Origin of the sequence: Methylobacterium sp. J-030 (assembly GCF_022829545.1) — a bacterium.
GTDB lineage: Bacteria > Pseudomonadota > Alphaproteobacteria > Rhizobiales > Beijerinckiaceae > Methylobacterium.
Genome location: NZ_JAKSYM010000150.1, coordinates 16,904 through 30,360, shown reverse-complemented (window position 1 = coordinate 30,360; position 13,457 = coordinate 16,904). Strand labels below are relative to the sequence as shown.

13 protein-coding genes are annotated in these 13,457 nt (G+C 64.3%); 8 read left to right on the top strand and 5 right to left on the bottom strand.

The genetic code is table 11. From position 1 onward, the window contains the following. Window positions 1–33 precede the first annotated feature (33 nt). Window positions 34–1,137, top strand: coding sequence for a DUF262 domain-containing protein (locus MKK75_RS08775; RefSeq protein WP_244042204.1), 1,104 nt, complete (start codon window positions 34–36; stop codon window positions 1,135–1,137). Then, entirely contained in the window at window positions 1,134–1,805 is a 672-nt protein-coding gene (locus tag MKK75_RS08770) for an MAE_28990/MAE_18760 family HEPN-like nuclease (protein ID WP_244042203.1), read from the top strand. Before MKK75_RS08775 ends, MKK75_RS08770 begins: the two co-directional genes overlap by 4 nt. A gap of 9 nt (window positions 1,806–1,814) precedes the next feature. Here the strand turns inward: MKK75_RS08770 and MKK75_RS08765 are convergent, their stop codons facing one another. Next, window positions 1,815–2,825, bottom strand: coding sequence for a DNA cytosine methyltransferase (locus MKK75_RS08765; protein ID WP_244042202.1), 1,011 nt, complete (start codon window positions 2,823–2,825; stop codon window positions 1,815–1,817). Between the two features lie 91 nt (window positions 2,826–2,916). On the opposite strand from MKK75_RS08765, the gene MKK75_RS08760 reads away from it, so the two are divergent. From MKK75_RS08760 to MKK75_RS08750, 3 genes are all read left to right on the top strand, one after another. Next, window positions 2,917–3,156: a hypothetical protein gene (locus MKK75_RS08760; protein WP_244042201.1), complete on the top strand. Its 240-nt coding sequence runs from the start codon at window positions 2,917–2,919 to the stop codon at window positions 3,154–3,156. A gap of 189 nt (window positions 3,157–3,345) precedes the next feature. Further along, on the top strand, window positions 3,346–4,194 hold the full coding sequence (locus tag MKK75_RS08755) for a DMT family transporter (protein ID WP_244042283.1): 849 nt from the start codon (window positions 3,346–3,348) through the stop codon (window positions 4,192–4,194). A gap of 18 nt (window positions 4,195–4,212) precedes the next feature. Further along, window positions 4,213–5,757, top strand: coding sequence for an amidase (locus tag MKK75_RS08750; RefSeq protein WP_244042200.1), 1,545 nt, complete (start codon window positions 4,213–4,215; stop codon window positions 5,755–5,757). Between the two features lie 355 nt (window positions 5,758–6,112). On the opposite strand, the gene MKK75_RS08745 is transcribed toward MKK75_RS08750, so the two are convergent. Together MKK75_RS08745 and MKK75_RS08740 are read right to left on the bottom strand one after the other, a co-directional pair. Next, a complete protein-coding gene (locus MKK75_RS08745; RefSeq protein ID WP_313901841.1) occupies window positions 6,113–6,316 on the bottom strand; it encodes a helix-turn-helix transcriptional regulator in 204 nt (67 codons plus the stop codon). Window positions 6,317–6,604: 288 nt separating this feature from the next. Then, window positions 6,605–7,822, bottom strand: coding sequence for a tyrosine-type recombinase/integrase (locus MKK75_RS08740; protein WP_244042198.1), 1,218 nt, complete (start codon window positions 7,820–7,822; stop codon window positions 6,605–6,607). 458 nt (window positions 7,823–8,280) lie between these two features. Here MKK75_RS08740 and MKK75_RS08735 point away from each other — a divergent pair, with 458 nt between their 5' ends. Together MKK75_RS08735 and MKK75_RS08730 are read left to right on the top strand one after the other, a co-directional pair. After that, on the top strand, window positions 8,281–8,667 hold the full coding sequence (locus MKK75_RS08735; RefSeq protein ID WP_244042197.1) for a flavodoxin domain-containing protein: 387 nt from the start codon (window positions 8,281–8,283) through the stop codon (window positions 8,665–8,667). Between the two features lie 179 nt (window positions 8,668–8,846). Next, window positions 8,847–9,503 (top strand): carboxymuconolactone decarboxylase family protein, encoded by a 657-nt coding sequence (locus MKK75_RS08730; protein ID WP_244042196.1) that lies wholly within the window; start codon window positions 8,847–8,849, stop codon window positions 9,501–9,503. Here the strand turns inward: MKK75_RS08730 and MKK75_RS08725 are convergent. Beyond that, complete coding sequence (locus tag MKK75_RS08725) at window positions 9,487–9,711, bottom strand: hypothetical protein (RefSeq protein ID WP_244042195.1); 225 nt, start codon at window positions 9,709–9,711, stop codon at window positions 9,487–9,489. The two genes, MKK75_RS08730 and MKK75_RS08725, sit on opposite strands and share 17 nt — an antisense overlap. 1,693 nt (window positions 9,712–11,404) lie before the next feature. On the opposite strand from MKK75_RS08725, the gene MKK75_RS08720 reads away from it, so the two are divergent. Beyond that, window positions 11,405–12,052: an oligopeptide/dipeptide ABC transporter ATP-binding protein gene (locus MKK75_RS08720; protein ID WP_409567543.1), complete on the top strand. Its 648-nt coding sequence runs from the start codon at window positions 11,405–11,407 to the stop codon at window positions 12,050–12,052. Between the two features lie 10 nt (window positions 12,053–12,062). On the opposite strand, the gene MKK75_RS08715 is transcribed toward MKK75_RS08720, so the two are convergent. Continuing rightward, on the bottom strand, window positions 12,063–13,442 hold the full coding sequence (locus MKK75_RS08715) for an NAD(P)/FAD-dependent oxidoreductase (RefSeq protein WP_409567546.1): 1,380 nt from the start codon (window positions 13,440–13,442) through the stop codon (window positions 12,063–12,065). Between the last annotated feature and the right edge of the window lie 15 nt (window positions 13,443–13,457).

Here is a 13,457-nt window from a genome sequence, read left to right as displayed (position 1 = left end):
AATAGGTAGCTTCGTGGCAGCGGAGACGGGACGGTGAAAAGCAAAGACGAGATCGACGAGGCCGAGCGGCAGATCCGCACCGTTCAGCAGGTCGTCGACTACACCGTGCGGGAATACCCCGTCGAGGTGCTGGTCGAGAAGCACCTTACCGGAAAGCTGGAGGGCGAGAACGAGATCTTCGTCCCTGACTATCAGCGGGATCTTATCTGGGAGGACAAGCGGCAGTCGAAGTTCATCGAGTCGCTGCTGATCGGCCTGCCGGTGCCGTACCTGTTCGTCGCCGACGTCGGCAACGAGGATCCCGACCTCGAAGGCCGACTGGAGATCGTGGACGGCACGCAGCGCATCCGCACCCTGGCACGGTTCCTGACCGGCGAACTCGTCCTCGAAGGCATGGAGAAGCTTCCGGGCCTCAATGGCTTCCGGTTCGGCGACATGCTCGCATCGCGCCAGCGCCGCTTCGGCAGGATCACGCTGCGCCTCATCGAACTGACCGAAAAGGCGGACGAGGAGACCCGCCGCGACATGTTCGACAGAATCAACACGGGCCCGGTCCGCCTGAATGACATGGAAAGTCGACGCGGCCGCATGCCCGGGCCATTCGTAGATCTTGTCCGCGAAGTTGCTCGTCAAGAAGCTTTTAAGACCCTCGCACCACTATCCAAAGCGGCCGAAAAGCGTTTCGAGCGTGAGGAACTAGCAGCACGGTTCTTCGCCTACATGGACGACTACACCACGTACGGCCAGACCGAATCCGGCAAAGTCGTATCGCTCTTCGTCGACGACTATGCGAAGCGCATGAACGCCGCGATGGAACAGGAGGGCCCCGGCGGTCCGACCGAGACGCGTTTGCGGGCCGCTTGGGACGACATGCTTCGCCTCGTGTCCGAAATTCTGCCGAACGGCTTCCGGAAGAGCCCGAGCGCCAAGTCGACGCCGCGAGTGCGGTTCGAGGCGATCGCCGTCGGGATCGCGCTGGCTATGCGAGAGGATTCCTCCCTGCCGGGCGCATGGGACCTCGTGGGGCATCTCAGCAAACCGAAATTCCGTGAGCTCACCACATCCGACGCAGCCAACAACCGCAACCGGGTGACTGGCCGGATCGAGTACGTCCGCGATCGGCTTCTCGGCCGATGAGTCGCGCCTTCGTCGAGGACTTCCGGCGCCGCCGCTCGCAGGTGCGCCGCTACCTCTCCGTGGTGTCGAAGGCCGACCGCGAGACTCAAGCGGGCGGCGGACGCCCAGTCGATCTCGCACGGCTGCACGTCCTGCGTGCGGGGACGTTCCTGATCCTCTACAACCTGATCGAGGCATCGGCTCGCGGCGCCCTTGACGGCGTGCACGACACGATGATCGGCCAGCGGGTAGCCTTCGGCAGCCTGTCGCCTTCGCTGCGCCGCGAGGTCGTGAAAGGCTTCCGGCGCAAGAAGAACCCGGACGATCACGTGCTCCTGGCGGACATGCCGATAGACTTCGTCGCCATGTCCCTCGATGTGGATCATCAGTTCTCGGGCAACGTAGACGCCAGACTTGTCCGTAAGATCGCCGGCACATACGGCTTCAGTCACTTCACGGATGCAACTCGAACGAGGGACGGGGCAGATCTTCTGACCATCAAGGATGTCAGGAACGACCTCTCGCACGGCCTCAAAACATATGACGATATTGGACGCGACTATTCGGCGCGAGCGCTTCTAGAAATCAGCGTCCGATCGCTGGCTTACATCGAGGCCATACTTGAGAACGTCGATGATTATCTGGAGGCATCCGGCTATCTTGCGGTCGGTCAGGTGCCTCCGCCCTGATCCGGCCTACTATACGCCGATGTGCTCGATGATGGTTCGACCGATCGCCCTACCCAGGGCCGGCGGGACGGCGTTGCCAATCAATCGACCGATGGTGCGGGCGACGATCGGCTTGCCAGGTGGCACGAACTCGAATTCCGCCGGAAACGACTGCAGCATGGCGCCTTCCCTCAAGGTCAGCGCGCGATCCTGTTCCGGATGGCCGAAGCGGCCGTTCCCGAACCCGTAGAACTGCGTGGTGATCGTCGGCGACGGCTTGTCCCAAGCCATGCGGCCGTAGACCGAGGGGTACGTCCGGCCGGTCGGTTCGGTATGGCACTTGACGCGCATGTGCTCGGGCCAGCGCTTCCAAGTCCCTTCCGGCTCGGCGATCCGGATGCGCTCCAAGTTGATCGCGGTCAGGCCGCGAGCCTGGTGCAACCGGTCGTGGCGATCGCACTCTCCCGCCGTGATGGCGGGGCGGTCGAAGACTTCGTCTCGTACGGTCCGATGCACATGCTCCGTCGCCTTGGGCATCGTAATCGCGCCGAGGCGGGACGCCAGGAGCACGACGCGGCGGCGGTTCTGCGGTACGCCGAAGTCGGCCGCGTCCACGACCTTCCAGACGACGTGGTAGCCCAAGGCTTCGAGGGCGCGGACGAACTCGCCCCATAGCGGCAGCAGCGTGAGCCGCGGCACGTTCTCTAGCGTGACGATCTCGGGACGCATCTGCTCGACGACGCGCAGAAACTCCAGCAGCAACCTCCACCGCCCATCGCTCTCACGCCGCTTCGTCGTGTAGCCTGAGAAGGGCTGGCAGGGGGCGCATCCGGCGAGCACCCGGACGGGAGCATCCCCGAACATCGTCGCCACCTCGGCCGCGGACACTCCCATGATGTCGCGACCGTGGAAGCTGGCGCCGATGTTGTGCTCGTAGGGGTATCGGCAGGCTGGATCCAGATCAATCCCGGCAGCGATCGCAAGCCCGGCCTCGCGCAGTCCGAGCGAGAGGCCGCCCGCGCCGCAGAACACGTCCACCACGACGGCTCCACCCGGGGGCGACGAAACTCCTGGCATCTTCCTCGTCATTGCCGCCGAACCTACTGCGCGTCCGAGCGCGGACACCCGCTCCATGGCGGCCGATGGCGACAGCATCGCTGTTGATCCCTTAACGCCTCATCATCAGCGGCAGCCGCGATCGGGCGACCACTTCCGCCGAACTCCGAACGCCGAGCCGGCCGGATTGATCCGAGGTGGTGGCACCGGCGCGCCTCTCGCGCAGCATCCCGGCGTTCTCGCAACCGGCTCGATTGTCCGGCGAACCGGCACCGATTTTTCGTTCACGCGACAGAGGAAAAAATCTCGTGTGTGACGCGTTCGGGATCCCATGCGGTCCGTGCTCCCCTTCGCGATCGTTCAGACCCTCCCCCCGGGTAGGGGTGGTGCTGAAGGTCCAGGGCGCCGTCATGCTCGGCTGATCGCCGCATAGCTCGCCTGGACGTGCCGGCGGTCCGTCGCCGCAAGCGCGTCGAGGTCGGCCACCACCGCCGTCAGCAGCCTCATCGTCTGCCCGTGCTCCGCGGCACGGATGTTCGCGCGGGGCGTCGCCGGTCTCATTGCGGCCTCCGGACTGGGCCTTCTCGCCTACGGGCGCGGTGAGCGCCTGACGGTGCCGCGCGCACTTTTCGGACGGCTCGGTCTCGCCGCCGCGATCAACGTCTTCGCCTGGATGGGTTTCACCGGTCTGTCCCTGAGATGGCTCACCGTACCGGAGGGCGCGCTGCTGGCGTACTCGATGCCGATCTGGGCCGTGCTTCTCGCCTGGGTTCTGCGCGGCGAGCGTCCGGACCTGCGCGGGTTCGCGGCCCTCGCTCTCGGCATCCTCGGGATCTGCGTCCTCGTCGACGGCACCGGCACCGGCCAGATCCTCCGGAAGGCGCCTGGTATCGCCCTCGCCCTGGCCGCGGCTATCCTGTTCGCGCTGGGAACGGTCCTCGAGCGAAGGCCGATCGACTTGCCACCGATCCCCCTCACCGCGTGGCAGGTCGGGCTCGGCTGCCTGGCGATGACGCTGATCAGCCTGTTCACCGAGGCCTCCGAGATCAGGGGCTTGAGCCTGCCGAGCCTGGCCGGCATCAGCTACATGGCGATCGGTCCGCTCGCGCTCTGCTACCTCAGCTGGCAGGCCGCCCTGCGCCGGCTGCCGACAGGCATGGCGACCACGGGCATGCTGTTGGTGCCGATCATCGGAACGGTCGCCGCTGCGCTCGCACTCCATGAGACGATCGGATCCCGACAGATGCTCGCCTTTGTCCTGACGCTGAGCGGCGTCGGCCTGGCCCTGCAGAGGAAGGTGGCGCCAACGTCACCGATGGCCTGCGCGTCGTCGAGCGCGGGCCTGGCACGCTGACCCACGGGGAGCACAAGGATGACCGGCCGTACGGACAGTGAGCACAACGAGGCGGACCTCTCAGACCCTGACGGGGGAGCCACCTCCGGAGGTTGGACCCGGCGAGCGGTCACGGGGGCCCTCGCGCTCGCCCCCTTTCACCGCCGCGCCTCAGCGGAGGAAAGAGGGCGTGATCCCTCCCTCCTCGACGGCGCAAAGCTTCAGGCGGCATACCGCGATCGGTCCTGCTCACCGACGGAGGTCGTGACCTCGGTCCTCAAACGTGCCGATGCGCTGAACCCAGTTGTCAACGCTTTCATCGTTCTGGATCGGGACGGATCCCTCAGCGCCGCTGAGGCATCGGCGGCCCGCTGGCGAGACGGCAAGCCGCTGGGTCCGCTGGACGGCGTCCCCGTGACGCTCAAGGACAACATCCCCTGGGCCGGTCACCCCACGCGCAAGGGTAGCCGAACCGGTTCGGATGCGGGGACCCTCCAGAACTCGCCTCTGGCGGAGCGCCTGTTGCGCGCCGGCGCGGTCGTCATCGGCAAGACCTGCATGCCGGAATTCGGCTGGAAGAGGGTCGGCGACAGCCCGCTGACGGGGCTGACGCGCAATCCGTGGAACACGCTGCTGACCACGGGAGGGTCGACAGCCGGGGGATCCGCTGCTGCGGCGCTCAACCTCGGCGTCGTTCATTTCGGGACCGATGGCGCCGGCTCCATCCGGATCCCGAGCTCGTTCTGCGGCGTCTTCGGCATCAAGCCGAGCCTCGGCCGGATCGCGGCTGTCCCGGCCGCCCCGACGCTGCACCTCGGGCCGGTGAGCCGCACGGTTCGCGATGCTGCTGTCGCGCTGCAGGCTCTCAGCGGCCCTGACCCCCGCGATATAACCTCGTCGCACGCACCGATGCCGGATCTGGTCGGGTCGCTCGACAAGGGCGTCAAGGGTCTGCGCATCGCGTGGAGTCCAAGGCTCGGTTACGTCGAACGGCTCGACCCGGAGGTCGAGGCCATCGTCGGGCGGGCCGCTGAAGCGTTTGCGCAGCTTGGTGCCAGTGTGGAGCATGCGGATCCGGGGTTCCCCAACCCGATGCCGATCCTCGAACCGATCTGGCTGACGATCGCGTGGTCCGCAGTCCGACCGATTCCTCAGGCACAGTGGAGCGAACTCGATCCCGGCCTGCTTGCTCTGGCCAGAAAGGGGCAAGGTGTCTCCGGGGCCGATTACGCGACAGCCTTCGGTGCGCGGGCATCCCTGCACGCCGCCATGGCCCGATTCAACGAGCGGTATGACCTGCTGCTTACCCCGACCGTCGCCGTCCCAGCCTTCGCGGCCGGGCACAATACGCCGCCGGGCGGGGCGTACGGCGACGATTGGCTGAACTGGGCACCTTACACCTACCCGTTCAACCTCAGTCTGCACCCCGCGGCATCGGTACCCTGTGGGTTCACCAGTGATGGCCGGCCCGTCGGCCTGCAGATCGTCGGCCCCTATCTCCGGGAAGACCTCGTGCTCCGGGCTGCACGCGCGTACGAGCAGGCACACCCCTGGCCCTTCCTCGACAGGCCAAAATCAGGCTGATCACTTACGGCGCCCTAGATGCAGCACCCAGCGGAAGTTTGTCGGCGGGCTCAGCACCAAGCGTCCGCGGTAGAAACCTTTGACGCTGACTGAGATCGCGCCGGTCGCCTTCACGGGACCACTGCGACGCTACGCTCTGGAGGGCGTGCCTGTCGCGATCAAGCTCACCAATGAAGAGACGATCACCACACCTGATCGTTCGCATCTTCAGCTTCATGATACTTCTATCTCTGAACGAGTGTGTCGGCCAGAACGCTGAACCCCAAGCGTGTTGACCTAACCAGCAACTGAACCTCAACAATCTAGAACACTCCAGTGTGAGTTTTCCGGTTCTGGCCTACTGTTCTTCCGGTTTCTAACCCTTACGCTGTCCGCCTCGCAGCGAGGCCGGCGGCGCCTCGTCCGGTCCCGGCGCTGAGAACAGCTCACCCAGCGGCACGCTGAGCGCACCGGCCACCCGGTCGAGCAGGTCCACCGTCGGGATCTCCGCCTGCCGCTCCAGCCCGCCCAGGTAGGCCCAGTCCACGCCGGCGTCCGCTGCCAATCGCTCCTGGCTCACGCCCTAGGCCACCCGCACCCGGCGCAGGCTTCATCCAGGCTAAGTTATTGTAAAAATATTGGGTCCGCGGGCCGACGGGACATTCCCTCCATCTCCGCCATGAGGCCGGAAATCCCAGCGACGCGGTTCTCATTAATCTCTCTGGCTGGCTTTCGCCGTATTGGAGTTTCGTATCCGCTTCCGGCCGGCTACGAGAAAGTTGCGTAAACCTGCAGTTTGCGGCTAACATATTTGCTGTCAAGAAACATAATCAAAGTCAATCCAATTCGGTATTGTGAGTTTCTGTAGTCATTCTGCGCTTCTAAAATGTTCGGGGGCGGATGGCGCGTCAATTAGGCCGAGCTTTGGCAGCGATCGGCGCACCGCCTCGGCCACGTAGGTCGGCGTGAGATGGGCGTAGTGTTTCTCGGTGACGCGCGTGTCGGCGTGCCCTAGCTGGTCGGCGATGACGCGCATCGGCACCCCGCTCATTGCCAGCATGCTGGCGTAGGTGTGCCGTAGGATGTGAAAGGTGCACGGCGGCTCAAGTCCCGCCCGCGCCGAGGCTTCGATCAGCGGCCGCTGTTGGTGTGAGGCTCCCCAGGCTCCTCCATCCGTCCGGGAGAAGACCAGCGCGGTCCTCGGCCGCTCGGCGGTGAGCGCGGCGAAGAAGGTGGCCCCTTCATCGCTCAGTGCGATATGGCGCGGCTTGGCTTGCTTCGACTTGGCGATCATCACGGTGCGCGCCTGCGCGTCGAAGTCGGACGCCCGGATCCGCCCGAGCTCGCCGTAGCGGCACCCTGTTGCTAGTGCGCCGCGCACGAGATCTCGGAATGGCCCGGCGCAGGCGTCGAGCAGGCGCCGGCACTCGGCCGCGGTCAGATAACGGATTTTAGCGGCATCAGCCTCCCGGTAGGGCTTCACCCGGCGCCAAGCCTCGTCCGAGCTGGCCTTGCCCTCTTGGAACGCATGATTGAGCGCGGCCTTCAGGACCGTCAGCACTCGGTTGGCCGTCGCGCGCCGCGCCCGCACGGCCTCCGGGTCCGTCGAATCGACAATGGCCAAACGCTGCGTTTCTTCCCCAGACGCGGTCCGGCGCAGCTTCGGCGCCTCGGCCAGATCATGGTGCCAGTCGCGGATGCGCTTCGTCGTCAGCGCCGTCAATTCGAGCGCGCCGAGCACCGGCAGGATGCGTGCCTCAGCTGCGTAGCGGTCTGCCCGCACGCCCTTCGACCCGCGTCGCTCCCGCGCGGCGAGGTAGTCGGTCAGCGCCATCGCGACCGTCCAGGGGACTTCAACCGCCTCCTCATCGAAGCCGGCGAGCTCGCGCGCCTTCCGAGCAAAGTAGACACGCGCCCGCTCTTGAGCCTGAGCGAACGAGAACACGATCAGGCCGTCGGCATCCCGGCTATCGTCGGCGGCGCCGAGCGCGTCGTAATGCTGCTTGGCTCCGTCACGCATCCGCGCGACCCACGTACCGCCATTGGCGCCGCGCCGGTAGCCCACGGCACAGCCGGTCGAGATCACCGTCCAGTATGGCTCGCGCCGAGGGGCGAGCTTGGCGCGCCCAGAACGCGTGTCGAGCTTGGCGTTGCGTACCGTGCGAGCCATGGCGCCCTCTCCGCTTCCGTACGGAAATCGTACGGAAAAGGCGTAGGCGGACGCTAGCGAACCTGCAAGGACGAAAGACTCTGTCTACAGAGCAGATTAGGAGTTCGTCGACGTTCGCCGACCGCCGCAAAATGCCTCGTTACCACTCTTTCACGGCGAAAACACGGGTTCGATTCCCGTAGGGCGCGCCAACAAAATCAATAGTTTAGCTCGGTTTTGCTGGCGCAACGGCCCAATAACCCCAACTTTGACCCAAAAAGCGCTGCACCGGTTTTCGCCTGTGCGGAGATGGGATCGCGGCTTGAGGCCGCGCCCCTCGACCCTAGCTCGCGTGAACGGCTGCCTCGATCTGCCGCCCGACGCCGGAGGGTCCGATGCGCGTTCTGATGGTTGGCTACGAACCAGAAGCGGTCGACTTCTCGGACCCTGCTCTCCCGCCGGGGCTGAACGCCGAGAAGATCCACCACGGGATCAAGATCGCGCTGGAGGATATGCGCGACCGCGGCTGGATGGCCGAGCAGTGCTTCATCCGCCCGGACGATCAGGCTGGACCCATCCTGAAGCAGATGCTCACTTCCGGCTCGTATGACTGCCTTGTGATCGGCGCCGGTGTACGATCCTGGCCGCGGCATCTGCCGGTGTTCGAGGCCTTGATCAACACGGCCCGGGAGACCGTGCCGACGGTGCCGATCGCTTTCAATACGCGGCCCGAGGACAGCGGTGATGCCGTCGAGCGAGTGTGCGGCGGGAATTCCCTCTGACTGAGTACCCTCCCCTCACCGCCATCCGAGCAGCACGACGTAGCCGGAGAACGTGAGAGCGGCGGCCAACAGGGCGCAAGACATAGCTCGGTTGGGGACACTGGATCTCTGAGGAGGCATGACAGACTATCCCCTTACACAGAGGCGCGCCTGAGCGCGCCCGTGCCAGGGAGGGATCCGTGAGCCTGCTCAGAGCCAAAAGCTTCGCTGCTGTCGCCGTAGTGGCGGCCGCCGGAGGATGGTCCGTGGCCCAGACATCCACGAGCGCTGTCGGTCGCGAACCGCGCTTCCCTCAGCTGACGATGGAACAGCTCACGCCGGCCCAGCGTCCGGTCGGCGAGAAGATCATGAAGGTGTCGAGCGTTGGCATCGGCGGCCCGTACAACCCGATGATCCGCAGCCCCGAAATGGCGCAGCGGATGTACGATCTTCTCGACTACCTGCGCTGGCACACGTCGGTCCCGACCCGGCTGAACGAATTCGCTATCCTGATTCAGGGGCGCCTCTGGCGCTCGCAGGTCGAGTGGTACGCTCACTACCCGCTGGCGATCAAAGCCGGGCTCTCCGAGCAGGTCGCGGCCGATCTGAAGGCCAACAAACGACCGGAGGGTATGAAGCCGGACGAGGCCGCCGTGTACGACTTCTGCATGGAGCTCTCCACGAAGCAGGCGGTTTCGGACGAGACCTTCGCACGCGCCAAGGCAGTGCTCGGAGACCAGGGCGTCGTCGATCTGACTACGCTCACCGGTACCTATGTGACGGTCGCCATGCTGCTGAGCATGGCTGAGGAGAGCGTGCCGCCGGGCAAGGAGCCGCCGTTCAAACCGGGAGATTGATGAGCTGATCACGGCCGCTCACAGGGCGCAGGCCGACGCCCTCGAGATCGAGGCGCAGGCCAAGCGCCGGCTCGCGGATGAATACGACGCCGCGCAGGAGCGGGGCGATGTAGCAAAGCTCGGGTCGAACCAACACCAAGAGGGTGTTCCACAGGGGAACACCCTCGCCACGGTTGCCGACCTCGGCCTGACCCGCAAAGCGATCCACGAGGCCCGCCAGATCCGCAACGCGGAGGCGGCCTACCCAAGCGTGATCAGGCGGTCTGGCATGGTGACGACTGCTCATCCCAGATAGGCTACGGGACCGAATCACCGCCTACCGAGATCCAGTTCGTTGCTTAGAGCCTTTGACATAGCCAGCTTCGGATTGTTTCTTCGAGTATGAGGTGACTGCTACGGTTGCCGTGCGGCTCGATAGCGGTAGCTTCACATTCAAGAATTTCTTTGAGGTCTATAAATAGGTGCGATTACTATAATAATTGATTTGTTTGCTGTTATTGTATTGATATCTTCTGTTATTGAAGTTGTTAGGATCCAAGCAGCAGAAAATGGGTCATATCATTTTTTACGCTTAACTTTTTCCAGATTTCTGCAGCCATAGGTATTATTTCAACTAATTCTGACGTAATTGTTAATTATGCGAGGTGGAGTATCGCTGACAATTCCCATGTTATTGAACAAGCTAGTGTAAAGCCACCATCCGAAGTCTTCCCATCACGAATCTTTGCCGGCCCCAGCCAGTATCCCCCAGAGCAATTCAAAGCCTATGGTATCCTAGCGTTTAAAAGTCGTTCTACTTCTGAAAATAAAAATCGTTTTGATATGTTCTGCCGAACATATGCAAGCGTCATTTTACACATCAGTGACGTGAAAGCCCCTTTAAGTGCACAAATGGTGACGGTTTGGCCTGTCGAAAATGATAAGCTGTCTTTATCGCTAAATGCCAGAAGTCGAGAGAAAGTTTGCGAAGATGCTATAGCTCATTATGGATTAGCTTTATCGCAAAAGGCGATTGATGCAGCAACGTCTGTGGGCTCTGATCTCACAGGTCAGGGTCCATTCCTCCTAGCTTGGTCTCCAAGAAAATAGCTGGGTGCGCCTGACGCTTTAGTATTACTTTCGGACATGTCTGACGTTGTCAACGACTATTAGGCTGAGCAACTATTTAATTAATGGAAGACCGACATTAAGGAAAACCCAGACTTGTGGGTTAACGGATGGAATGTGGAAAAGTGCGGATCGCCGCAAGATTTTGGGCCGACAAATGGGGCCCAAAGCTGTTGCAGCTTATTCAGCCCAAGGATAAGCAGGTGCTTGAATGGAGAAATAACTTGGTATTTTAGATTTATTTGGATTAATTTTCGAATTAGCAGTCGTGAGCTATGTTAAACTTACATAAAATGGTGGAATAGCGCTTTTAATATTCATTTACGTCGCTGTGTGTATATTTATAGCGGCTTTTTATAGGTTTTATTAAAATTATTATCACGCCCTCGATGAGATATTGATAAAAATATGTGTTTGGGGCAACCCCGGACCGCTGAGGCGGCCGGGGATCTCTCGTTCAGTCGGCCTTGATGGTCAGGCCGGCGGCGCGCCAATCCTCGTACGCGACCAGACGCCGGTTGAGCGTGGCGAAAGCCCAGCGCACCCGGCGGAGCCGCCACGTGTGTAGCAGCAGGCCGAGCGCTCCCGCTGATCACGCGGCGCTTTTCATCCCGGATCGCGCCGGGCGAGAGCTTTGGCGGCAGGCTCATCGCGGATCTCCCAGCGCAAGGATGTCGCGGACCGGCCCCACGATCAGGAGATGATCCGGCCCATCGTCTTCGTCGGTGTCAGCCTGCGCCAAGCGCGCTTTGACGACGATTCCGACCATCGTGTGGGCCGTCGCGTGCCGGATATTGGAAAGCCTCTCCCGGCGAGAGGCGGCCGCGCGCCTCGATGATCTGTTCGCCAGCGTCGGCCTTCCGCCGGACGCCAAGAGCCTGTTCCCCCACCAGTTTTCCGGCGGCCAGCGCCAGCGCCTCTGCATCGCGCGGGCGCTGACGACGAGACCCGACATCATCGTCTGCGACGAGGCGGTCTCGGCGCTGGACGTCGCGATCCAGGCGCAGATCCTCAACCTGCTCGTCCGGCTCCAGGCGGAGCGGGGCCTCGCCTACGTCTTCATCTCGCACGACCTCGGGGTCGTGCAGCACCTCTGCGACGCGGTGGCTGTGATGTATCTCGGCCGGATCGTCGAGCAGGCGCCGACGGCGGCGTACTTCTCCGCCCCGCGCCACCCCTATAGCTGGTCGCTGATCGCGGCGGCCGTACCGGCCGGCCCGGCCCGCGACGCCCTGAAGAGCCGCTACCTCGTCCGCGGCGAGCCGCCGAGCCCGATCGATCTCCCCGCAGGCTGCCGCTTCGCCGGACGCTGCCCGTTTGCGGTGGATCGCTGCCGCGCCGAGGATCCGCCCCTGCTCCCCGTCGGCCCGGGCCATGCCGTGGCCTGCCACAGGGTCGGAGAGATCAGGCCCCCGAACCTCGACGCGGCGCAGGCGGCGTGAGGGGCGCCCGTCACGCCGCCTCGTCGCGATGGTGGTACCAGCGGTAGAGCATCCGCTGGCCGATCCGGCGGAAGGGGGCGAAGGGATGGCCCGGGAGTGGGCCTTCGAAGATCGGCAGGCCGGCGGGCTTGCGTCCGGCCACCAGCCCTGCGAGGCGCCGCCCGGCCTGGGCCGAGAAGGAGACGCCGTTGCCACCGTAGCCGAGGCTGTAGAACAGGGGCACAGCGGATTCCGGCTGGACGATCCGAGGCATCATGTCGTGGCTGACATCGACCCAGCCCCACCACGAGTAATCGACGCGGATCCCCTCCAGCACCGGAAACTTCGCGTGCAACCCGTCGACCAGCAATTGCAGGTGCCGGGGATGCGTGGCGTCCGCCCCGGTAATCGCGCTGCGGCTGCCGATCTGAACACGGTTGTCCGGCAGGCGGCGATAGTAGAAGCGCAGGGTGCGGGTATCGGTGACGAAGGTGGTCGTGCGGATCGTGGCCGTCGCTTCTTCCGGCGTGAGCGGGCGGGTGACGAGGGCGTTGGACAGGATCGGCATGACCCGGCTGCGCAGGTGCGGGTGAAGACCCTGGCTGGTGTAACCGCCGGTGGCGATGGCTATCGCCCGCGTCCGCACCGTGCCGTGGGGCGTGCGCACCCGGAACCCCGCGCCGTCGCGGTCGATCCCGAGCACGGGGCTCGACGGATGGACTTTCGCCCCCGCCGCGCGGGCGGCCCGGAGATAACCGAAGGCGAATTTCGCCGGGTGGATGCCGATGCCCAGGGGCTCGTGCAGGGCGCCCACCGCTCCGACCTCGTCGAGCCAGTCGCGCTTCAGCTCGTCGACCCCCATCATCCGCGTCCGGTAGCCGAACACCGCGTTGGCGAGCGCCGATTCCGAGGCGAGCTTCTCGTAGGTGCGGGGGCGGTGCGCCACGTAGATGTGGCCGCCGGCCTGCGGGTCGGGGTCGAACTCGCGCACGAGGTCCGTGAAGTAGTCGAACCCCTCCATGATCTCGGCATGGAGCTTCAGGGCGGTCTCGCGCCCGTAGCGGGCGATCCATTGCGAGCGGCTGAGGCGCCCGGAGGCGGTCTGGCCCTGGCCGCCGTTGCGGGTGCTGCATCCCCACGCCACCCGGTTGGCCTCCAGCACCGTGGCCTTGATCCCGTGATCGCGGGCGAGGCTCAGGGCGCAGGACAGGCCGGTGAAGCCTGAGCCGACGATCACCACGTCGGCATCGGTATCGCCGGTGATCGGGCCGTCATCGGCGGGCGGAGGACCGGCCGTCGCGACCCAATAGGTCGGAGCATAGTTCCGGTTCGTGCCGGGCGTGGCGTGAGTCAGGGGGTCGTAGGTCGGATCGTAGGGCGCGCCGGTCGGGCGCAACTGCGGATCGGCGATCAGCGTCACGGCCGC

Coding starts and splice junctions, on each gene's coding strand:
- MKK75_RS08750 (WP_244042200.1), top strand. CDS start 4,213: ATGACCGGCCGTACGGACAGTGAGCACAACGAGGCGGACCTCTCAGAC.
- MKK75_RS08735 (WP_244042197.1), top strand. CDS start 8,281: ATGCGCGTTCTGATGGTTGGCTACGAACCAGAAGCGGTCGACTTCTCG.
- MKK75_RS08770 (WP_244042203.1), top strand. CDS start 1,134: ATGAGTCGCGCCTTCGTCGAGGACTTCCGGCGCCGCCGCTCGCAGGTG.
- MKK75_RS08760 (WP_244042201.1), top strand. CDS start 2,917: ATGGCGGCCGATGGCGACAGCATCGCTGTTGATCCCTTAACGCCTCAT.